Here is a 20,898-nt window from a genome sequence, read left to right as displayed (position 1 = left end):
ATTCCATTCATTTTTGCTTTCTCGACAAAAATGACAATAATTCTTCCGTATCCATAGCATTAAGGACAGAGTTTTTCTTAATCCACCCTTTACTTGCTGTGGAGACCCCAATGTCCATGTGGTTTAATGTCTCCAATTTATGTGCATCTGTATTAATAACAATTTTTACTCCAGCTTCCTGAGCCTTTTGAATATACGCAGGTGCGAGATCTAAACGATTAGGATTGGCATTTAATTCAAGTACCGTATCCGTTTCTTTTGCCAGTTCTATGAGCATATCAATATCCACTTCATAGCCTTCTCTAATGCCGATCTTTCGGCCCGTAGGATGGGCGATGATGTCAACATGAGGATTCCTCATCGCATTTTTTAATCGGTCCATGATTTTTTCCTTTGATTGTGAAAATGCAGAGTGGATGGATGCAATAACAAGATCCATTTCAGCAAGTAATTCATCATCATAATCAAGAGACCCATCAGGCAATATATCCATTTCTACACCTGATAAAATGGTAATCTCCTCATACTGTTCATTCAAACGTTTAATTTCTTCCTTTTGCTGCCTTAATCTTTCTGGGGTGAGTCCGTTCGCAACCTTTAAATATTGGGAATGATCCGTAATTGCCATATATTTATAGCCTTTTTTGATACAGGCCTTTACCATTTCCTCAATGGATGCAGCCCCATCACTCCAGGTTGAGTGCATATGTAAATCTCCCTTAATATCAGCAAGAGAAATTATACCATAAGCCTCAGTGTACTCATCAACTTCTTTTCCGTCTTCCCTGATCTCAGGTGGTATGAGAGGGAGTCCGAAATGGCGATAAAATGCTTCTTCTGATGAAAAGGTTAACATTTCACCTGTTTCGATATTCTCTACCCCATATTCACTAATTTTTTCGCCGCGTTCCTTCGCTAGCTGCCTCATGCGCACATTATGCTCTTTTGAGCCTGTGAAATGGTGAAGAGTTGTGATAAATTCATGAGGCTTAACAAGACGGAAATCTACAGATATATCATAGCTGTATTCAAAAATAACAGAAACCTTTGTGTCTCCAGCTGCGATTGTTTCTTTTATGTTTGCAAGCTTTAATAGTTCGTCCCTTACCGCTGAAGGATTTTCTGTTGCAATAATGAAATCTAAGTCTTTTATTGTTTCTCTCACTCTTCGTAAGCTTCCCGCACGAGAAAACTTCTTGATTTCGTTAACGTGCTGCAGCTGCTCTTCAATCGCTTCTGCAATTGGCAGCATATAGGCGATTGGCAGCCTTTCCGGTCTTGTTCCGGCATTTCGAAGGGCAGCAAGAATCTTTTCTTCTGATTTCTTTCCGAAACCCGCAAGTGCTTGTACCTGCCCCTTTATGCACGCTTCCTCTAAATCCGCAGCATTCTCAATGCCTAGTTCTTTATTTAACTTAGCAATTTTCTTCCCGCCTAATCCAGGAAGCTGCAGAAGCGGAATCAGCCCCTTTGGAACCGCTTCCTTCAACTCTTTAAGAGCAGTAGATTTTCCTTCTTTCATATACTCAATAATCACTGCGGATGTACCCTTTCCGATCCCAGGCAGCTTCGTAAAATCTTCTATTTCATTTAAGCTTTCATCATTTGCTTCAAGTGCGGCAGCAGCTTTTCGAAAGGCCGCTATTTTAAACGTATTTTCTCCTTTTAGCTCCATATAAATAGCTATTGTTTCCAGTAGCCGAATGACATCTTTTTTATCTATCACAGAACGCACCTACCTTATTGACGAACTCTTTTTTAGTATTGTTTTCTCTATTATAGGTTGTCATACTTTCATGAGAATCGCTAATTAGAAAAGCGCAAGCGCCTTGGTCATCGCCGTACAAACTGGAGGGGCTCCGACTGAGATAAAGGAAACACGAAGAGCGATAGCGATTCGATGTTGACTTATCGTAGGGAGGAGACCCGAAGTTTGATAGGCGATAGGCGCTGGAGCTAGACAATTCTTTAACTCCAAAGTTATACATTCTTATCTTATAAAAAGAAAACTTCTCTATTTCAGAGAAGTTACTCAACCTATATATTCGATCCACATCTCTTTAATTTGCTGTGAAAATATTGGCGTATGTTTAATGATTCCTTTAGCCATAAATGAATCATTTAAATGGGTTTGTATTATTTCTACTGGTACGAGCGCAGCTATGTATAATAAAATAAACATGATAAGATATACTTCTGCAAATCCTAAAATACCTCCTGCCCAAACATTTAACTGTTTAAGTACTGGCAGATTTGTTACAAAATCAAGCATACTGCCAATAATCTGAAGCACAATTTTCACAGCAAGGAAAATGGCGACATAGGCAATTGCGCGATAGTATGCATCTTCAAGATTGGCCTGATCAAATAACATTTGAAAGGCAGATTGATCACCAAAGCTTGGGTATGGAATCCATAATGTTAGCTTAGGAGCAAGTTTTTCATAATACATATTGGCTACAATAAATGCAAGGATGAAGCCAATCAAATGGATAACTTGAAGGATAAAGCCCCTTTTTAAACCGATAAAGAAACCAAAAACTAAAATAATAATGATTGCGAGATCTAGCATGACTTATTCAGTCCTTTACTCTTTTTAATTCATTTTCAAGCTGCTCTAAACGATCCTTCGCCTTAATATAATCATTAACGATATTGACTGCTGTTAATACGGCGAGTTTACTGCTGTCAAGGGAGGGATTCTTCGAGCTGATTTCACGCATTTTCTCATCAACCATTGAAGCTACGAGGCGAATATGACCGGGGCTTTCAGTACCTAAAATGATATACTGCGTTCCATATATATCAACACTTGTACGGTTTTTTTGTACATCTGACAACATTTATGCCCCCATTCTTAAGAATCCTACACAATATCATAACATGAACATAAAAACGTGGGAAGTAGAAGCTTGTCATAACTTAATAGAATCTATCTTTTGTACACCACTAATTGAAAAAGGTGAAAGCTATGGGAAATACTGTTTTAGTAAAAAAAATGAATGAAATAGATGAAATGAAACGATACTATCAATCCTATCTTATCGATAAACTCCCTCCTGGAAGTGTATTTGCTGCGAAAACACCCACTTGCGCAATCACAGCTTATAAATCAGGCAAGGTATTGTTTCAAGGCGGTGGCTGCGAAGTCGAAGCAGCCAAATGGGGGAAATCGATCTTATCAGAAAGCCCTGAGAAAAAGAAGAGCACCACAAGTACCTATCTGCCAGATCAATTTGAAACGCTTTCTGTTGTTGGCTCAGATGAAGTAGGTACGGGTGATTTCTTTGGACCCATTACAGTTGTTGCTGCGTATGTAAAAAAGGAACAGATTCCATTATTAAAAGAGTTAGGTGTGAAGGACTCTAAAAACCTGAAAGATGAACAAATCATCAGCATTGCGAAACAAATTAAAGATATTGTTCCACATAGCCTTTTAACCTTACATAATGAAAAATACAATAAGCTTCAGAAATCCGGCATGTCGCAAGGAAAAATGAAAGCACTCCTTCATAACCAAGCAATCGGACATGTGCTCGGAAAGATTGCACCCGAACAGCCTGATGCTATTTTAATTGACCAATTTGCTAAAAAGGAAATCTACTATCAGTATCTTAAAAATGAAAAAATCATCCAGAGGAACAATGTCTTTTTCAGCACAAAAGCAGAGAGTGTTCATCTCGCAGTTGCTGCCGCATCCATTTTAGCAAGATATGCATTTGTCAGGCATTTTGAAAATTTAAGCAAGGTAGCTGGGTTTACACTAACAAAAGGTGCTGGTTCGAAAGTGGATGAAGCAGCTGCCAGGCTGATTCACGAAAAAGGAAAGGACTCTTTACCGACATTTGTTAAGCTGCATTTTGCAAATACGGAGAAGGCAATGAACATATATAGGAAAAAGTACAGTTAAATAGGCAGCCATGAAAAATAGAAATAAAATCCTACTGAATTCTTTGCAAATGCAGAAATAGCCATTCGATTTTAAGCATCAACATACAAAGAATAAATGAAAATGCGACTGGGAGCTCGCATTTTCATTTATTAGCTTATTTTAAGAAATATCTATTTCTCTCCTTTGCAGGATAAAAAGCAATCGAAGGATTTGTTAATCGAGTATCCGGGAAACCTGGAATTGTACCGACCATTTTCTTATCACAAAATGTATTTAAATCAACAAACGTTAACGCTTCTGTAGAACAGGATTCAACACATGCAGGAGGCAGCCCCCTATCTTGGCGAGGGTAACACATATGGCATTTACTTGCCTTCTGTGTTACTGGATCATACTGGGGTGCCCCATATGGACAAGCTTCAATACATAAACCACAGCCTGTGCAAAGATCGGAATTAATATGCACAATTCCATCCCCTCGTTTTGTGAAGGCATTCTCTGGGCAAACCCGAAAACATTCTGGACTGTTGCAATGATTACAGGAAACGGACAAGAAGGTATCATCTATAAGTCTAGAAACCTTTCGCCACCTCACTGTACTATCCGTCTGATTTTCATTTCTACAGGCAATTTCGCAAGCCATACAACCGAAACAAAGATCCACATTAAACACGAACCCCATTTGTTTAACCATTTTTCTCACGCCATTTCCGGATATTTACGCTGCTGTCATAAAAATTCATACTGGATTTCTCTTTGTTTTCCTGTGGCCTATGAACGATTAATCGATTGATAGGATTTTTCCCTGCTTGTTTTACTAAGATCACCTTTTGAGGGAGAAATCGGCTTATTCTAGCAATTGCTGCTATTTTTCCATTTTGATTGAATAATTCAACCTTATCCCCTTCCATAATCCCATTCTTTTCTGCTGCATATTCGGAAAGTTCAACAACTTCTTGCTCTGCAGCTTGATTCAGCCAAGGCATCGTCTCATATTGTGAATGAATCTTCAGTAAAGATTGCGGGGTTAGCAGTTGAAATGGATATGATTCTTCAACATCTGTCTTTCTCCTATTAATAAAATGTGTGGAAGTACCCTTGTTCCCTTGGGAAAAAAGACGGAATTTGAATGAACTTGAAGATGAATTAGATACTTCCTCTGTCCGTAACCGAGGACCTTCTAGTAAGTCATCAATGCACTCTACCGAATACAGCTTCTTTACTGATGGAGTTAATTCCATTCTAATCCAATCAATCGGTTCGCGTTCCGAAGGGAAATTAGAGAAGCCTGGAGAACGGTCATTCAGTTTTTTCATTAATTCTCTTGCGATTTGCAAATCACTTTTTGCTTCATAGTATGGAGGGATTGCCTTTTCATTTATGGACAACCAGTGGTGCCAATAACTAACATTTAAATCCATTTCTTCAAAATGACTTGCGGCTGGCAGGACGATATCAGACATCTCCGCAGATTTCGTCATAAATAAATCAACAGTGACAATTAATTCAAGTTCGTTCATTAATGATTCCCATGCCTGAAAATCCTGGTCTTGTGAAAGGGGATTACGCAAGGCAATCCATAATAACTTCAATGGTGGATCCACTAGCTTACTAGCATTTTCTGCAAAATTATTAATATCAATTTCTCTAGAATGTAGAACGATTGGATGTTCTGGTTCTTCATGGTTCAGGAGATTAACCGGAAAGTCATCTATCCCACTATGTGAATAGTAAACACACCTGTTCTCTTGTCCAGAATGACAACCCAACACGGCTAATGTGTTGATTGCACTAATATTTTTCCCCCCATTTACATTTCGTTGAATCCCAAAGCCAATCCAGGTCGCACAAGGTTCAGCCATTGAATATATGCTCACAAGTTCACATATCACATCAAGTGCTATTCCTGTTTGACGACAAACTTCATGTAAATCGACTTGTTCATTCACATATTGGTGAAATTCTTCCCAGTTCACTGTTTGATTTCGGACGAATTCTTGATCATACGACTCTGATTGAATAAGAAGCTTAGCAGCTCCAAGCGCAAGCCATCCATCTGTCCCTGGGTTGATTTGAATAAAGATATCAGCTGTTGCCGCTGTTCTTGTAAAAACAGGATCAATGACAATTAGTTTTGCCCCTTTTTGCCGTGCCTGTAAAATAAACTTCATTTGATGGACATTTGTAACAGCTGGGTTTGCTCCCCAAATAACAATTGCATTCATTTTCGCCATTTTTTCTGGCATCATGCTGTTCATTTGACCAAAAGACTTTCTCATGGCTTGCTCACCAGTTATTAAACATGGGTTTCCTATCGGTTTCGTATGTGGACCTATACTATTAAACATCCCCTCAACTGCATAATGAAGCAAACCGATATTACCGGAAAATTTATTATAGCCAGAAGCGAGATTGGATCCGTATCTTTTATTTAACTCTAAGATTTTGTCAGCAATGGTATCGTATGCCTCTTCCCATGATATTCTTTCCCAATTCCCTGAGCCCCTTGGCGTCTGTTTGATTGGATGTTTCAATCGATAAGGATTATATACATATTGGGTATAGGCATATCCCTTTGCACACAAACGCCCTTGATTATAGCCATGCTTCGCATCACCAGAAACCTTCATTAGTTTTCCGTCTTCAATGTACGATAGCATTCCACATGTTGAGAAACAATTACGAGGACAAGCATGTCTGTAAATTTCCATCAGCTTTTAGCACCTGCACTTTTTCTAAGGTTAAATTTTCCTGAGCTGTCTAATCTTAAAGGCGGCAGTGATATTTAATCTGACGTTCATATCATCTAGCTTCTTATCTAAAATTTCTTCGACCTTTTTAAAGCGATACCGCAATGTATTACGATGAAGAAACAGTGCTTCAGCCGTCTTTGTTAAGTCATATTGATTGGCCGCATAGAATTCGAGCGTATGCATTAGCTCGCCTCCATGAACTTGATCATATTTCTCCAATTTACCTAATGTGTGATCATAGTATTCTTTTACGTCTTGTAAATCGTGTTTATATAGAATTCGTTCCAGTCCTAACCCATTAAAAAATGGTGTATGAATATTCAATAATAACCCAACTTCGTATGCAACCTTTGCCTCTTGGTAGCTCTTATAAAGCTCCTCTGGATTTGTACTTTCCCTGCCAATCCCTGTGGCAATTCGAGTATTCATATCCATTATTTCGGCTTGGGTCATTACCCGCTGAATAAACTCTTTAATTACATACTCATTTTTGTCCATTTCTTCACCAGGTATCTGATAAATAACAACGATTTCTCCACGCTTTTTCATTGCTATTGGTTTTAGATTGCTTTCAATCAGTACTCTTTCAATTAGAAAAAACATAGAATCAATACGTTTCTGATCCTCTGAATAATAATCAAAATCTACTAATGAAAAAACAATAATTGTATGTGATTGGGTAAAATCCCATCCCCATATATTCCCATAGGAGATTATCTCATCTTTTTGCTTCATATTTCCGTAGAGCAAGTCATAGATAAAAGCTTCCTTAAACTGCTGCCGCTCCTGTTTCAATTCCAGCTTTTTTCGTAATTCGAGTGAACATAATGAAGATGCGTAAGCAATAATCGAATGAATTCGTGCGATTGTCTCATCAGATACCTCATCTATCTGAACAAATAAATAGCCCCTTAATCGACCATCCAATATGATTGCCGAACAAATTCCCTTTGTGGGGACACCATCAGATGTTAATTGACAATTGACGACTGCTGGTTTATCCCCAGTAATTTCTCTATATTGATTATCTATATAGTTAATTTCCACTTTATTCACGACTTGCTCAGTTGCCAACTGGTTAAATAAAGGATCCGTTATGATTACAGGAAACGACAAAAGACTCGCTAACTCTGCACAAATCCCCTTTAACCCTTTTTCTGAAGCGACAAGCAAATCATGTAAGTAATCCGGGACAAAGAAAGTATTTTCCACTAAATCCATTCCTTTCTGATCTTTACTGGGTCGCTCACCCTCATCATATATGAAGGTGCCATCAGGAACAATGGATGTCACAGGAACGTAAAAAACTCATTGTCCAACCGTACAAAAATAGACGGTTATCTTTGTGCATCGGTTATATATCTTAAGAAGGTGCGATTTTCTATAATAAAAGCAGGGTTGAAATGTGATTGTTTTCACAAAAGGAGTGAGAAAATGATAAAGAAAGTTACAAAAGATAGCATGTATATGATTAAAAACCAATCTTATTTACGATATGCTCAATTATTCACGAATATAGAGAGTGACACATTGGAAACTATTGAGTCCTTCGGTTTAAAACTTGAGCTGGCTCAACTGGCCAATGAAAGAGAAAGAACACTTACTAGATTAAAAGAGAAACGAGCACATTTCCGAAATAATAATAAAAGCATCTATATTAATCGAATATCAAGTGCCTGTGAAGCATGTCAAACAGGTACAGACAGCTATACAACCTTTGTTTCAATGAAATGCCACCGTAATTGCTATTTTTGTTTCAATGAAAATCAAGATAATTATATGCACTTTTTAGAAAACAAGAGAGATGCTCGGAATGAATTAGCAGAATTAATCGATGCAGGATACAAATTAAAGCACATCGCATTAACAGGAGGAGAACCTCTTTTATTTAAAAATGAAACGATCCAATTTTTCCAATTTGCAAAAGAAAAAGTACCTGAAGGCTATACAAGATTATATACGGCTGGTGACCTTTTAACTGAAGAGCTCCTGCAACAATTAGGAGATGCTGACTTAAATGAAATTCGCTTTAGCATAAAGATGGAGGATTCACCGCAGAAGCGAAAGCATATTTTAGGGAAAATCGAATTAGCAAAACGCTATATTCCTAATGTCTTAGTTGAAATGCCTGTCATTCCAGGAACATTGGATGAAATGAAAGAGCTGCTTATCGAATTAGATAAATTGGATATTTTCGGAATCAACTTACTAGAGTTCTGCTTCCCACTTAAAGACCCTAAGCCTTTTATCGATCGAGGATTCAAACTAAAAAACCCACCTTACGAAATGTATTATAACTACTGGTATGCAGGTGGATTAGCAATATCAATGAGTGAAGAACTATGTCTTGCGCTTACAGAGTTTGCGATTGAGCAAAAATTAAAGCTCGGTGTTCATTACTGTTCTCTTGAAAATAAATTCACGGGCCAAATCTATCAGCAAAACCATAATCAAGTGGTGGATAAAACGTATTCCTTTTCAAATCAAGATTATTTCTTTAAAACAGCTAAAGTTTTTGGAAAGGACAAGCAAAAAGTAATCGCCCTGCTCAAAAAAAACAAAATAATATTCGAATTCAATCAACAATACGACTTCATTCAGTTTCCTATTGAGGCCATCAAACAATTAGCGGGTATCAACATTGAAATTGCAATCGTTTCATGCATCATCGAATTCGATAATAAAGAAAGCATCATCCGCGAGGTCAGCATTGATTGGACAACACCCACTTTATTTCAATTAGGAGATGTAAGCTAAGTGCTTTTAGGAGGGATAGCAATGGAAGAAAGAGTAGCTCTAACAGAGTTAAATAATATTTTTCACGCAAGACGTTTTGCCTACGACATTTTACGAAGGTTTTTCGTTGAGGAGCCATCTAAAGAATATTTGAAACCATTTATTCAGAAAAACATGATCGATTTATTTCCATTTAAAGAGGATTCAGAAGAGATCCAAGAAGGATTGAACAAGATAAAGTCATACCTGTCCACTCATGATGTCCTTACTATTGAACATCATTATGATGACTTGCATTGGGATTATACAAGATTGTTTGTCGGACCTTTTGAATTGACAACACCTCCTTGGGAATCTTCTTATGTGAGGAAGGATCGGCTTTTATTTCAAGGAACAACAATGAATGTGCGAGGCTATTATGATAAATACGGTATTATTGTCAGTGATTTTAATATTGAAGCGGATGATCATATCGGACTTGAGCTTGATTTTATTTATCACCTCAATGAACGTTGTATAAAATTGGCTGAACAAAATGAAAGCAAAGGCTTAAGGCAATTGCTTCGGGATCAACAAAGATTTATCGATGACCATCTGCTTAAATTCGTACCTGAATTCAGTCGATTAGTCATGAAAGAAGCAAATACATCATTTTTCATTGGACTAGCACAAGTATTACATCATTATTTACTGATAGATTCAGAGGTTCTTCAAGAACTTATGACTATAGACACTTTATAAGAGGGGGCAAGTAGAATGCTTGATATCGTGAGTAAAATCAAAGATTTTAAAATGTCTAGAAGAGCATTTATCGGTTGGACCTCCGCAATTGCAGTAACAACAGCGATCCCAGTTAGCCGTGGGTTAGTTGCAAAAGCGGACAATAATATCGGGATAGCAGAAACAGATGATGAAGGCATCTGGAAAACAGCTGCATGCTGGCATAACTGTGGTGGCCGCTGTCTAAATAAGGTGCTCATTAAAGACGGGGTTGTGATTCGACAAAAAACGGATGATACGCATGAAGATAGTCCAGATTTCCCACAACAGCGTGGCTGTTTAAGAGGTCGCTCACAACGTCATCAAGTATTTAATGCAGATCGATTGAAATATCCAATGAAACGAAAGAATTGGGAGCCTGGCGGAGGCAAGAAGGAACTTCGCGGGAAAGATCAGTGGGTTCGACTCTCTTGGGATGAGGCGCTCGATATTGTCGCATCTGAGACAAAAAGAATTAAAGGAAAGTATGGCAATGAAGCCATCATGGTAACTGGTGGGGATGCAAATATAAGAAGTGCGATGTCAGCAATCGGTGGATTTAGTGCTTGTTATGGCAGCTCTTCATGGGGTGCTTGGCGATGGATATGGGAAAACATGGGGATTGGAGAAGGCCTAATTGTAAATGGAATCAACGACCGAATTGATTTAAGAAATTCCCAATTAATCGTCCTATGGGGCGCTAATCCAGCTTGGAGCTCTATGGGCAGTGTCACTTACAACTTTTTACAAGCAAAAAAGGCAGGTGCTCGATTCATTACAATTGACCCGATTTATACTGATTCTGCAAATGTATTTGATGCAGATTGGGTTCCCGTTAGACCAGGAACAGACGATGCATTAGCTTTCGGCATCATGTATACATTGCTTGATGAAGACAATCCTGCTACAAATCCATTGGTAAAATGGGATTTCTTAAATAAATATACAATCGGATTTGATGAAGCTCATATGCCAGAAGGAGCAGATCCAAAAGATAATTTTATGGACTATTTATTAGGAACCTATGACGGTCAACCAAAAACACCTGAATGGGCAGCGGAAATTTGTGGGGTAGAACCAAGTAAAATTCGTGAACTTGCCCGTGAAATCGGCGGCACAGAACGAGTTGCTTTATTAACAGCATGGGCGCCTGCTCGAATTGCTAATGGGGAAGGCTGGGTTCAAGCCTTTTCAACACTCGGAATGATGACCGGGCAAATGGGTGGTTCTGGAAAAATGACTGGGGTTAGCTGTTGGGAATATGCAGGGAATATGGGGCCATTCCTTTTAACCGCTGGTGGGAAAGGCCTACCTTCCATAACGAACCCTATTGACAATCAAATTAATGAAAATGAAATGTGGGATGCTGTATTAGATGGGAAATTCCTACAAAGATATGAAAAAGAAAGAAACGTAAACATCCAATTTATTTACCATAACTATGAGAATCATCTACAAACTCGAAGCAATATTGCAAAAGGGATAAAAGCCCATAGAGAAGTTGAATTTGTTGTCACAAATGCGTATGCCTTAACAACAAATGCAAAGTATTCCGATATTGTGTTACCTGTTGCTACCCAATGGGAAACAGCTGGAGCAGTGAAAGGTGGAAACCGTGAAATCCTTATCAATTGGTCAAAAATCATTGAACCATTGTATGAATCAAAAACAGACCAAGAGATTGCAAAGGCTCTATTGAAAAAATTAGGAAAAGATCCGAAAGAAGTATTCCCGATTACAGAAGAACAGCAATACTTTAATCAACTTGCAGGTAGTATGGTGATGAAAGATAACGGGGTTGACTATGAACCATTATGTACCATTACTGCCCACGATATAAAGGAGTGGGGTGTTGAAGGAACACCACAAAAAGGGCGTATTCCACTTAAAGAGTTTGTTGATACAGGAATTTACCAAGTGCCAAGGAAGCCAGGCGATAATTTCGGCTTTATCGCGTATAAAGATTTTATCGACGATCCGGAAGCAAATCCAGTATCAAGTGAAAGTGGAAAATTTGAAATCTATTGTAAAGCTATAAATGAATTGTCTAAAACTGCATATTCCGAAATAGCCCCTATTCCAAAATATGAGGTAAAAGTACATGGCTATGAAGCGACTTTTGAAGATTGGGAATCAAAGAAAAAAGGAAAATATCCGTACCAAATGATCAATCCACATTATTTAAGACGCTCTCATAGTACGTTAGATAATGTGCCACAGCTGCGTGAGGCATGGCCTAACCCTGTTTACATTAGTAGAAAAGATGCGGACGAAAAAGGAATTAAGGATGGAGATACCGTTCTTTTATCAAATGAATATGCGAAGTCTTTACGGCCTGCAGCAGTGGTCGAAACCATTATGCCTGGTGTCATTGGGCTTCCGCATGGAGCTTGGGTGGATATTGATGAAAAGACCGGGATTGATCGAGGCGGAGCTGATAATTTATTCGTCCCTCATATTCCAAAAGGACTGGGATCCTCTGGTTTCAATACAGCTCGTGTCAATTTTGAAAAATGGAAAGGCGAACCACTTGAAGAAGATGTGAAATGGGAACAGCGGATCATCAAATTTTAATTCAAAGGAGGTCATAAATTATGGCTCAAATGGGCTTTTATATAAATGTAGCTGAATGTGTGGGCTGCAAAACATGTACGGTAGCCTGTAAAGATAAAAATGATTTAGAAGTCGGAAGAAACTTCCGGAGAGTATATGACTTTCAAGAAGGGAGCTATCCTAAGCCGTCGATTTATCACGTTTCACTTTCTTGTAATCATTGTGATGAACCTGGGTGCATGCAAGGATGCCCAACTGGTGCAATGTTCAAGCGTGCTGAAGATGGCGTTGTCTTAGTCGACCATAATAAATGTGTAGGATGTCGCTACTGTGAGTGGAATTGTCCTTACGGTGCCCCACAATATTCTGAAGAGCTTGGAAAAATGACGAAATGTGATACTTGTATCGATTTACGTGAAAAAGGTGAAGATCCTGTATGTGTAAGTTCCTGTATAATGCGTGCGATTGAATTTGGTCCAATTGACGAGCTGCGGGCTAAATACGGAACAGTCAATGAAATGAAAGGGATGCCAAGTGCATCGATTACAAAACCAAATATTGTCATTCATTCGTAATTAAACATAGTTTATCACGGGGGCTTGCCCCCTTTTACTCAGATAAAGTAATTCAATAAAAGAGGAGGAAATCCCATGCATGAGTGGGCATTATTAATCTTTACAATTTGTGTTCAAACAGCAATTGGCGGAATGTTTATGCTATGGCTGTTTCAGCGTGAAATTAGCAAAGCTGGTAAGGAGGACTCCTTTGCCATTTTGAAGATACCACTTATCATTATTGCAGCATTATCATTAGTGGGCCTAATTGCATCTTTTGCGCATTTAGGAACACCGAGCAATGCCTTGAACACAATCAGAAACATTGGCACATCTTGGATGAGCCGTGAAATTCTTGTGACAGGCGTATTTATTGGCAGCGCTTGTATAACAGCTGGACTTACGATTGTTCAGAAAAAAGTCAACCCACTGCTGATGATTGCTACAGTTATCATCGGATTTGTTGATATTTTCTGTATGGCAATGATCTATTCCAATTCATTAGTAAGCGGATGGAATTCAATTAACACCTTCACTTCCTTTTATGGAACAGCCTTTATATTAGGAGCAGTTCTTGTTGCTAGCTTTACTGTACCTGCATTACGTGCCAAAAATATGGACGACACAGCAAAAAAGATTGTTCGATTATCGTTTTATTCTGCTTTATTCGGTATCGCCATTCAGCTAATAGGTGTTGCATTATTCCCTGCATCTTTAACAGATGTCAATATGATTGCGACTTCTGCTGCACATTCCTCTCTTGAGGCGTATCAGGGAACCATTGCATTAAGATGGGGAATTGAAATTCTCGGATTAATTTTATTAGGATATATGGCCCTGTCACCTGTAAAGAAAACATCTATTGCTATGGCGTTTGCGGCATTAATCGTCATTGGCTTCGCTGAAGGATTAAGTAGATATGTATTTTACGTACTGGGTTCATAGGTTTAAAGCAAACAAAAATAATTGAGAGGGAGTGGCTTTGATGGGATTATTAAACAGGTGGATTGAGAGTCTCGATTATGAATTTCGTGTTTTAGACGCCTGTTCCCGGCATCTAAGCCCACTCTCCACATGCAGTAAATGTTTCGATAGCTGTACGGAAGCTGCTATTACATTCGTAAGTGGCAAACCAATTATAAATCATGAAAAATGTACAGAATGCGGGGACTGTATCGTGGAATGTCCAGCTCAGGCGATTGAAGGCTTTCTTCCAAAAAGAATGATTCATCAAAATCAGCTTATTGCGACTGATGAACATCCCCCTTCTATTAGAGAGCTGCTCGTATTATATAAAAAGGGCGTAAAAACACTTATTTATGAACAAGAAGTAGTGAATACCGACTGGAAACAGGCTGTTTCGGAAGCGAACGACCGATTAAAGCAGCTTAATGAACCTCCCTTTTCCATTCAGAGAAAAAAAGGAGAAATAAAAGAAGAGAAATATACGCGGAGAGAAGTTTTCTCCATATGGAAAAAAGAAGCTCAATCAACAATGAAACAAATAGCACCTGCAAAATGGCGCTTTAACCACAGGGAATTAGATCTATCTATCTTTTACCCGAATGATCAATTTACGATTATATCGCTAGATACTAGCAAATGTACTACTTGCAAAGCTTGTCAAATGCTTTGTAAAAAGAATTGTTTGCAAATAACTGAAACAGATTTTACACTATCAGCTCAACGCTGCTCAGGATGCATGCTATGCCAAGATATCTGTCCTGAAAAGGCAATTACAGTTGAAGAGAAAATTCAGCCAGCAGTAAAGATTTCTCATTCACTTTATACAAAGGAATGTACCACTTGTAATAGCAAATATAAAACGTTGTCTATAAATAATGACAAATGTGTAATGTGCAAAAAGAGGGAATCATTTGGTACCTTTCTAAAATAAAAAAGGATGTGTGACTCATGCTATCAAATATTGGGATACCAGGTTTAATCATTGTTCTTGTCCTTGCTCTCATTATTTTCGGTCCTAAAAAGCTCCCAGAAATTGGACGAGCGATGGGACAATCTTTAAAAGAGTTCAAAAGATCTACGAAGGGGTTAATCGATGACAATGATGAAAGAGATCTAGAAAAGGAAATAAAAGAGACTTAAAAGTAATCGATATTAAAAGGGGATGCTAAGCAGCATCCCCTCATCCTTATCCTCTCAATACAGCTCCAGCCTTTTCTTTCACTGCATTTAATACTTTATCATGTGCTTTTACAACCTCTTCATCTGTTAACGTGCGTTCAGGATCAAAATATTTTAATGAGAAGGCAATTGATTTCTTGCCAGCCTCCATTCGCTCCCCTTCATACAAGTCAAACACTTGGACTTCCTTCAGTAAAGCTCCGCCAGCCTCTTTAATAATAGCATCCAATTCACCTGCAGCTTTTTCCTTATCGACAACTAGTGCAATATCACGTGTAATGGATGGGAAACGCGGAATTGTTACATAATGCAATGGTGATACTTCTGCCTCTAAAATCGCCTTAAGCGATAATTCAAACACATACGTTTCTTTTAAATCATATTCTTTTTCCACTGTTGGATGTGTTTGACCAACAAAACCAACAGATGTTCCTGACAAATAGATTTCTGCCGTTCTTCCAGGATGCAGACCATCCTTTTCAGATTGGCGGAATTCTACTGCGCTTGCAATCCCAAGCTTATCAAATAACCCTTCAAGGATTCCCTTAACAACAAAGAAATCTACAGGCTTCTTCTCTCCCTGCCATGGGTGAGTCTGCCATAAGCCAGTGACTGCACCAGCAAGATGCTCTCTTTCTTCAGGCAATTCATCTGATCCATTCGCTAAAAATACAGCACCTGTTTCATATAAAGCAAGGCTGTCATGCTGACGTGCCGCATTGTATTTTAACACTTCAAGCAGCTGTGGAATGATGCTTAGGCGAAGAATGCTCCGATCTTCACTCATCGGCATCGCTAATCTTACAGGCTCACGGTTTTCAAGCGCATATTGTGCTGCTTTCGCTTCGTTTGTTAAAGAGTACGTAACAGCTTGATAAAGCCCAGCCCCTTCAAGATAGCGGCGAACCATTCTCCGCCTGTTTTGGTATGGTGAAAGATGGCCTGGTGTAGCTGATCCGATTGGAAGCGTGGAAACAAGATTATCATAGCCATATAATCGGCCCACTTCTTCGATTAAGTCTTCTTCAATCGTAATATCCCCGCGTCGTGTTGGCACAGTTACAACGATCGTTCCATTGTCAGTCGCTGTTTCAAATTGCAGACGAGCAAATATATCCTCTACATCCTTCATCGTTAACCCTGTTCCAAGAACACGGTTAATTTTCTCTAAAGTTACGGAAACAACTGCTGGCTCAACTGTTAAGGAATCAGCTTCGACTGAACCTTCCAGTACTTCGCCACCTGCATATTCTGCAAGAAGCTGTGCCGCTCTCTCTGCAGCTGGTCTTACTCGATTAGGATCAACACCCTTTTCATAGCGTGCACTTGCTTCACTTCTTAATCCATGGTCTTTTGATGCTTTTCGAACAGGTGCCCCAATGAAATAAGCAGATTCTAAAAGAACAGTTGTTGTGTCTGCTTGAACCTCAGAATTTGCCCCACCCATTACACCTGCAAGGGCAACAGGAGTCTCGCCATTAGTAATAACTAAATGATCAGCAATTAACTTCCGCTTTGCCTCATCAAGAGTAACAATTTCCTCTCCATCCTTCGCTCTGCGCACAAGAATTTCTTTTGAGCCAAGACGGTCATAATCAAAAGCGTGAAGCGGCTGCCCATATTCAAGCAGGATGTAGTTTGTAATATCGACAACATTATTATGCGGGCGGATGCCTGCTGCCGTTAATCTTGCTTGCATCCATAGTGGAGAAGGACCAATTTTTACATTTTTAATCACTTTTGCCACATATAACGGGTTATCCTCTTTCGCATCAACAGTCACTTGAATATAATCAGCAGCTTTTTCTGTAGAAGTCTCAACTTGAGAAACAGTAAGCTTCACTTCTCTGCCCAAAATCGCAGCTACCTCATAAGCAACGCCGAGCATGCTTAAGCAATCTGCACGGTTCGGTGTTAAACCAAGCTCTAACACTTGATCATCACGATGTAATTGCTCGATTGCATTTAACCCTACTTCCACATCTTGAGGGAAGTTATAAATGCCTTCTGCAAATTCTTTTGCAACGAGCTTGCTTTCAAATCCTAATTCTTGCAGTGAACAAATCATCCCGTTTGACTCTTCTCCACGCAGCTTTGCTTTTTTAATTTTGAAATTGCCTGGCAGAACCGCTCCAACGGTTGCTACTGCTACTTTTTGACCCTTATCAACATTAGGTGCTCCACAGATGATTTGTACAGGTTCTTCTGCACCAATATCAACTAAACATTTATTTAATTTATCTGCATTTGGATGCTGCTCTCTTTCAAGAACATGACCAACGACAACGCCGCTGATTCCTTTATTAAGGGCTTCTACGCCTTCCACTTCAATTCCGCTCTTCGTAATTTTTTCCGCTAGTTCTTCAGGGGAAACGCCGGATAAGTCAACGTATTCCTGCAGCCATTTATATGATACGTACATAATAAATCCTCCTCTACCTTGTCTTATTCATGAATTGAAAATTGCTTTAAGAACCGAACATCATTTGTATAGAAATGACGAATATCATCTACACCGTATTTCAGCATGGCAATTCGTTCTGGTCCCATTCCGAATGCAAAGCCTGTGTATTTTTTCGAGTCGAATCCAGCCATCTCCAGAACATTCGGATGAACCATTCCTGCACCAAGAATTTCAATCCAGCCTGTTCCTTTACATACGCTGCAGCCTTTTCCTGAGCAAATTTTACAAGAAATATCCATTTCAACTGAAGGCTCAGTGAATGGGAAGAAGCTTGGGCGAAGACGAATTTCTCGATCCTCTCCGAACATTTTCTTTGCAAACACTTCAAGTGTCCCCTTTAAGTCAGTCATGCGGATATTTTCATCAACAACAAGTCCTTCAATCTGCATAAATTGATGGGAGTGTGTCGCATCATCATTATCGCGGCGGTACACTTTCCCAGGACAAATGATTTTCACAGGACCTTTTCCTTCATGCTTCTCCATTGTTCTTGCTTGAACAGGAGATGTATGAGTACGAAGTAGAATTTCTTCTGTAATATAGAATGAATCTTGCATATCACGTGCAGGGTGACCTTTTGGAAGGTTTAATGCTTCAAAGTTATAATAATCTTTTTCCACTTCAGGTCCTTCAGCTACGGTATAGCCCATTCCGATGAATAAATCTTCAATTTCTTCAATAATGCGTGTTAACGGGTGATGGTTCCCTGTTTTAATTGGACGGCCTGGCAGTGTGACGTCAATTTTCTCAAGCGCCAGCTTCTCCTGTACAGCTGCTTCTTCTAAATGCTTCTGCTTTTCTTCAATGCCGGCTGCAATGGCATCCCTTACTTCATTTGCAAGAGCACCCATTTTTGGACGTTCTTCAGCAGATAATTTCCCCATGCCTTTAAGTACTTCCGTAATTGGGCCCTTTTTTCCTAAATAGGAGACACGAATGTCATTCAATTCTTTTAAATCTGATGTCTGGCTAATTTTTTCCAACGCTTCCGTTTGCAATTCCTTTAAACGTTCTTGCATCTTACTTCCTCCTTCAATTTCTGTTTTTTGGCAAAATAAAAAACCTCTCCCAATAAAGGGACGAGGTTTTGGATTCGCGGTACCACCCTTTTTAACACAAAAGCAAAAAGCAAGCTTATGTATTCGCTTCATTCTCGATAACGGCGACAAGCCGGTACATCTTTACAATGGAATTCGGCAGTGGCTCTTTCAGCCTTGATGAGCTAGAAATCTAGCTCACATCCGTTTCCAATGGTCCCGATGTCAACTCTGGAGGTGAATGTTCCTTTGCAATCCCTTAAGAATGCTTTCAGTCTAGGCATTCTCTCCCTGAAAAGTTCTTTCGCAAGCTACTTTTCTCCGTCATTGTTTTATAAATATAATTTGCTGTTTATTATAGTATATTCTACGCATACTTTCAAACAGTTTCCGGCAAAATAATGCCTATTTTTTATTTCGTAAATGATAAAGCAGAATTCCAGTTGCAACAGCGACATTTAATGATTCGCTTTTTCCCAAAATCGGAATGTAAAGATTAGCAGTAGTTACAGCCAATAGCTCTTTATTTACACCGCTTCCTTCATTGCCGACGATTAATGCAAACATTTCGCTTTGATGTATATCTGTGTACTCTTTCGCATTTTCCAAAGCTGTACCATATATAGGGATTGCTGCCTCATTCAACTTCTTTACCCATTCAAAAAGATTGCCTCTGATTACTGGCAAATGAAAATGACTGCCTTGTGCGGAACGTAGAACTTTCGGATTGTAAATATCTACACTCCCCTCCCCAACAATAACAGCATCGATTCCCGCAGCATCAGCAGTTCTGATCATTGTCCCTAAGTTGCCCGGATCCTGAACGGCGTCAATTAATAATAGTTTTTTTCCATTAGCTGTTTCAGCATTCATTTCCTGCGGACGACATACCGCTACAATCCCTTGCGGAGCTTCCGTATCAGAAAGCTGCAGAATAATTTCATCGGTTACAACTGTTACAGAAATCGAACCATAATCCCAGCTTGGGGGCAGATCTTTATTTTCACTAATAATGATTTCAATAATTTGATCCCCTAAAAGCGCTTCTTCTACAAGGTGAAAGCCTTCCACTAAAAAAGTGCCGGTTTTATCCCGTTCCTTCTTCGTTAATAGCTTTTTCCATTGTTTTATTTGAGGATTTTTTGCTGAGTGAATATGCTTCAACACTCTTCCTCCTTTACAAATTTTCTTTGTCTAGCTACGGCTCCTAGCCACTCTGGCTATAAAGTAAAGAACAACCTTCCATCAGCTCGCCTTATGTTTGTCGGAGCTAAACAGCCGCCTCCACTTTTCTTCTTCTATCTTACATAATAAATCCCAAAATAGAAAACCATATTATTGAAATGACTATTTGAAAGGAGTATGAATAGATGAACTTGAACCTCCGCAATGCGATCATACACAATGTTACTGGCAATTCTCAGGATGAGTTAAAAGAGACAATCGTCGATGCTATTCAAAATGGAGAAGAAAAAATGCTTCCTGGATTAGGTGTTTTATTTGAAGTCATTTGGAAGAATTCCTCTGATCAGGACAAACAAGAGATGCTGGAAACGTTGGAAAGCGGGTTGAAATAAGAGAATGATCTAGGTTCTCTTTAAGTATGCCAAACAGTAGGTCATAAAGTGAGGGGGTACGAAATCACAATGGTTTTCGTGCCTTTCTTTATTTTCAGGTAAAGTCAAGGGTTATTGTATTCGGACTTAAGGCGGCTTCGGACTAGTTCGGCCATTTTAAGGGCTAACTTGTCCCCAACTTGAGGCTAATTCAGACTTCTTTTGTGCAATCAATAGCTAACCTGTCCGAACTTGAGGTTACTTCAGACTACTTATCCTTTATCAAGAGCTAACCTGTCTGAACCTGAGGTTACTTCAGACTTCTTATCCTTTATCAAGTACTAACCTGTCCGAACCTAAGGCTACTTCAGACTTCTTTTGCGCAATTAAAGGCTATCCTGTCCGAACTTGAGGTTACTTCAGACTTCTTTGCGTAATCAAGGGCTAGC

General features: G+C 39.1%; 18 protein-coding genes and 1 other annotated feature. Of the genes, 9 read left to right on the top strand and 9 right to left on the bottom strand.

Features of this window, described 5'->3' with window-relative positions; translation table 11 throughout:
* Positions 1 to 7: 7 nt before the first annotated feature.
* From polX to zapA, 3 genes are all read right to left on the bottom strand, one after another.
* Positions 8 to 1,675 (bottom strand): DNA polymerase/3'-5' exonuclease PolX, encoded by a 1,668-nt coding sequence (gene polX / locus FI644_RS15875; RefSeq protein ID WP_246067086.1) that lies wholly within the window; start codon positions 1,673 to 1,675, stop codon positions 8 to 10.
* Positions 1,676 to 2,032: 357 nt separating this feature from the next.
* On the bottom strand, positions 2,033 to 2,572 hold the full coding sequence (locus FI644_RS15870; protein ID WP_053477234.1) for a CvpA family protein: 540 nt from the start codon (positions 2,570 to 2,572) through the stop codon (positions 2,033 to 2,035).
* Positions 2,573 to 2,579: 7 nt separating this feature from the next.
* The gene (gene zapA, locus FI644_RS15865; protein ID WP_053477601.1) at positions 2,580 to 2,840 is read right to left on the bottom strand and encodes a cell division protein ZapA; all 261 of its coding nucleotides are present in this window, start codon (positions 2,838 to 2,840) and stop codon (positions 2,580 to 2,582) included.
* A 131-nt stretch (positions 2,841 to 2,971) separates the two neighbouring features.
* Between zapA and rnhC the strand changes: the two genes are divergently transcribed.
* Positions 2,972 to 3,910 carry a ribonuclease HIII gene (gene rnhC / locus FI644_RS15860; protein ID WP_053477235.1) on the top strand — a complete coding sequence of 313 codons (939 nt, stop codon included), beginning with the start codon at positions 2,972 to 2,974 and terminating at the stop codon, positions 3,908 to 3,910.
* A gap of 136 nt (positions 3,911 to 4,046) precedes the next feature.
* Here the strand turns inward: rnhC and FI644_RS15855 are convergent, their stop codons facing one another.
* From FI644_RS15855 to FI644_RS15845, 3 genes are read right to left on the bottom strand one after another with little or no spacing between them, the layout of a single operon-like run.
* Positions 4,047 to 4,535, bottom strand: coding sequence for a 4Fe-4S dicluster domain-containing protein (locus tag FI644_RS15855; protein ID WP_231690136.1), 489 nt, complete (start codon positions 4,533 to 4,535; stop codon positions 4,047 to 4,049).
* Between the two features lie 43 nt (positions 4,536 to 4,578).
* Positions 4,579 to 6,603: a molybdopterin-dependent oxidoreductase gene (locus tag FI644_RS15850; RefSeq protein ID WP_053477237.1), complete on the bottom strand. Its 2,025-nt coding sequence runs from the start codon at positions 6,601 to 6,603 to the stop codon at positions 4,579 to 4,581.
* Positions 6,604 to 6,633: 30 nt separating this feature from the next.
* The gene (locus FI644_RS15845; protein ID WP_172797663.1) at positions 6,634 to 7,857 is read right to left on the bottom strand and encodes a PucR family transcriptional regulator; all 1,224 of its coding nucleotides are present in this window, start codon (positions 7,855 to 7,857) and stop codon (positions 6,634 to 6,636) included.
* 222 nt (positions 7,858 to 8,079) lie between these two features.
* On the opposite strand from FI644_RS15845, the gene FI644_RS15840 reads away from it, so the two are divergent.
* From FI644_RS15840 to FI644_RS15810, 7 genes are all read left to right on the top strand, one after another.
* Positions 8,080 to 9,402 carry a radical SAM protein gene (locus tag FI644_RS15840; RefSeq protein WP_053477239.1) on the top strand — a complete coding sequence of 441 codons (1,323 nt, stop codon included), beginning with the start codon at positions 8,080 to 8,082 and terminating at the stop codon, positions 9,400 to 9,402.
* A 21-nt stretch (positions 9,403 to 9,423) separates the two neighbouring features.
* The gene (locus tag FI644_RS15835; RefSeq protein ID WP_053477240.1) at positions 9,424 to 10,122 is read left to right on the top strand and encodes a TorD/DmsD family molecular chaperone; all 699 of its coding nucleotides are present in this window, start codon (positions 9,424 to 9,426) and stop codon (positions 10,120 to 10,122) included.
* Between the two features lie 15 nt (positions 10,123 to 10,137).
* Positions 10,138 to 12,714: a molybdopterin-dependent oxidoreductase gene (locus FI644_RS15830; protein ID WP_142108603.1), complete on the top strand. Its 2,577-nt coding sequence runs from the start codon at positions 10,138 to 10,140 to the stop codon at positions 12,712 to 12,714.
* A gap of 20 nt (positions 12,715 to 12,734) precedes the next feature.
* Positions 12,735 to 13,268 (top strand): DMSO/selenate family reductase complex B subunit, encoded by a 534-nt coding sequence (locus FI644_RS15825; RefSeq protein WP_056685936.1) that lies wholly within the window; start codon positions 12,735 to 12,737, stop codon positions 13,266 to 13,268.
* A 75-nt stretch (positions 13,269 to 13,343) separates the two neighbouring features.
* Positions 13,344 to 14,192 (top strand): dimethyl sulfoxide reductase anchor subunit family protein, encoded by an 849-nt coding sequence (locus tag FI644_RS15820; protein WP_053477243.1) that lies wholly within the window; start codon positions 13,344 to 13,346, stop codon positions 14,190 to 14,192.
* A gap of 40 nt (positions 14,193 to 14,232) precedes the next feature.
* Positions 14,233 to 15,144, top strand: coding sequence for a 4Fe-4S binding protein (locus tag FI644_RS15815; RefSeq protein WP_056685939.1), 912 nt, complete (start codon positions 14,233 to 14,235; stop codon positions 15,142 to 15,144).
* A gap of 17 nt (positions 15,145 to 15,161) precedes the next feature.
* On the top strand, positions 15,162 to 15,353 hold the full coding sequence (locus FI644_RS15810) for a twin-arginine translocase TatA/TatE family subunit (RefSeq protein WP_053477245.1): 192 nt from the start codon (positions 15,162 to 15,164) through the stop codon (positions 15,351 to 15,353).
* Positions 15,354 to 15,399: 46 nt separating this feature from the next.
* On the opposite strand, the gene pheT is transcribed toward FI644_RS15810, so the two are convergent.
* The 3 genes from pheT to FI644_RS15795 form a co-directional block, all read right to left on the bottom strand.
* A complete protein-coding gene (gene pheT / locus FI644_RS15805; protein WP_053477246.1) occupies positions 15,400 to 17,814 on the bottom strand; it encodes a phenylalanine--tRNA ligase subunit beta in 2,415 nt (804 codons plus the stop codon).
* Positions 17,815 to 17,837: 23 nt separating this feature from the next.
* A complete protein-coding gene (gene pheS, locus FI644_RS15800) occupies positions 17,838 to 18,875 on the bottom strand; it encodes a phenylalanine--tRNA ligase subunit alpha (RefSeq protein WP_056685942.1) in 1,038 nt (345 codons plus the stop codon).
* Between the two features lie 53 nt (positions 18,876 to 18,928).
* Positions 18,929 to 19,230: a binding site (T-box leader), on the bottom strand.
* Positions 19,231 to 19,298: 68 nt separating this feature from the next.
* Positions 19,299 to 20,057, bottom strand: coding sequence for a TrmH family RNA methyltransferase (locus tag FI644_RS15795; protein WP_053477248.1), 759 nt, complete (start codon positions 20,055 to 20,057; stop codon positions 19,299 to 19,301).
* Between the two features lie 206 nt (positions 20,058 to 20,263).
* On the opposite strand from FI644_RS15795, the gene sspI reads away from it, so the two are divergent.
* A complete protein-coding gene (sspI, locus tag FI644_RS15790; RefSeq protein ID WP_056685945.1) occupies positions 20,264 to 20,470 on the top strand; it encodes a small acid-soluble spore protein SspI in 207 nt (68 codons plus the stop codon).
* Positions 20,471 to 20,898 lie beyond the last annotated feature (428 nt).

The organism is Cytobacillus solani (assembly GCF_006704205.1).
In the GTDB taxonomy this organism is placed as follows: Bacteria; Bacillota; Bacilli; order Bacillales; family Cytobacillaceae; genus Cytobacillus; species Cytobacillus solani.
This window is presented reverse-complemented; position numbering and strand designations above follow the sequence as displayed.

Bases quoted from the DNA above. Each gene is read 5' to 3' on its own strand.
- FI644_RS15850 (WP_053477237.1), bottom strand. From the start codon at position 6,603: ATGGAAATTTACAGACATGCTTGTCCTCGTAATTGTTTCTCAACATGT.
- FI644_RS15835 (WP_053477240.1), top strand. From the start codon at position 9,424: ATGGAAGAAAGAGTAGCTCTAACAGAGTTAAATAATATTTTTCACGCA.
- FI644_RS15830 (WP_142108603.1), top strand. From the start codon at position 10,138: ATGCTTGATATCGTGAGTAAAATCAAAGATTTTAAAATGTCTAGAAGA.
- FI644_RS15825 (WP_056685936.1), top strand. From the start codon at position 12,735: ATGGCTCAAATGGGCTTTTATATAAATGTAGCTGAATGTGTGGGCTGC.
- FI644_RS15840 (WP_053477239.1), top strand. From the start codon at position 8,080: ATGATAAAGAAAGTTACAAAAGATAGCATGTATATGATTAAAAACCAA.
- FI644_RS15855 (WP_231690136.1), bottom strand. From the start codon at position 4,535: ATGGCTTGCGAAATTGCCTGTAGAAATGAAAATCAGACGGATAGTACA.
- pheT (WP_053477246.1), bottom strand. From the start codon at position 17,814: ATGTACGTATCATATAAATGGCTGCAGGAATACGTTGACTTATCCGGC.
- polX (WP_246067086.1), bottom strand. From the start codon at position 1,675: ATGGAGCTAAAAGGAGAAAATACGTTTAAAATAGCGGCCTTTCGAAAA.
- rnhC (WP_053477235.1), top strand. From the start codon at position 2,972: ATGGGAAATACTGTTTTAGTAAAAAAAATGAATGAAATAGATGAAATG.
- FI644_RS15815 (WP_056685939.1), top strand. From the start codon at position 14,233: ATGGGATTATTAAACAGGTGGATTGAGAGTCTCGATTATGAATTTCGT.
- pheS (WP_056685942.1), bottom strand. From the start codon at position 18,875: ATGCAAGAACGTTTAAAGGAATTGCAAACGGAAGCGTTGGAAAAAATT.
- sspI (WP_056685945.1), top strand. From the start codon at position 20,264: ATGAACTTGAACCTCCGCAATGCGATCATACACAATGTTACTGGCAAT.
- FI644_RS15870 (WP_053477234.1), bottom strand. From the start codon at position 2,572: ATGCTAGATCTCGCAATCATTATTATTTTAGTTTTTGGTTTCTTTATC.
- FI644_RS15820 (WP_053477243.1), top strand. From the start codon at position 13,344: ATGCATGAGTGGGCATTATTAATCTTTACAATTTGTGTTCAAACAGCA.
- FI644_RS15810 (WP_053477245.1), top strand. From the start codon at position 15,162: ATGCTATCAAATATTGGGATACCAGGTTTAATCATTGTTCTTGTCCTT.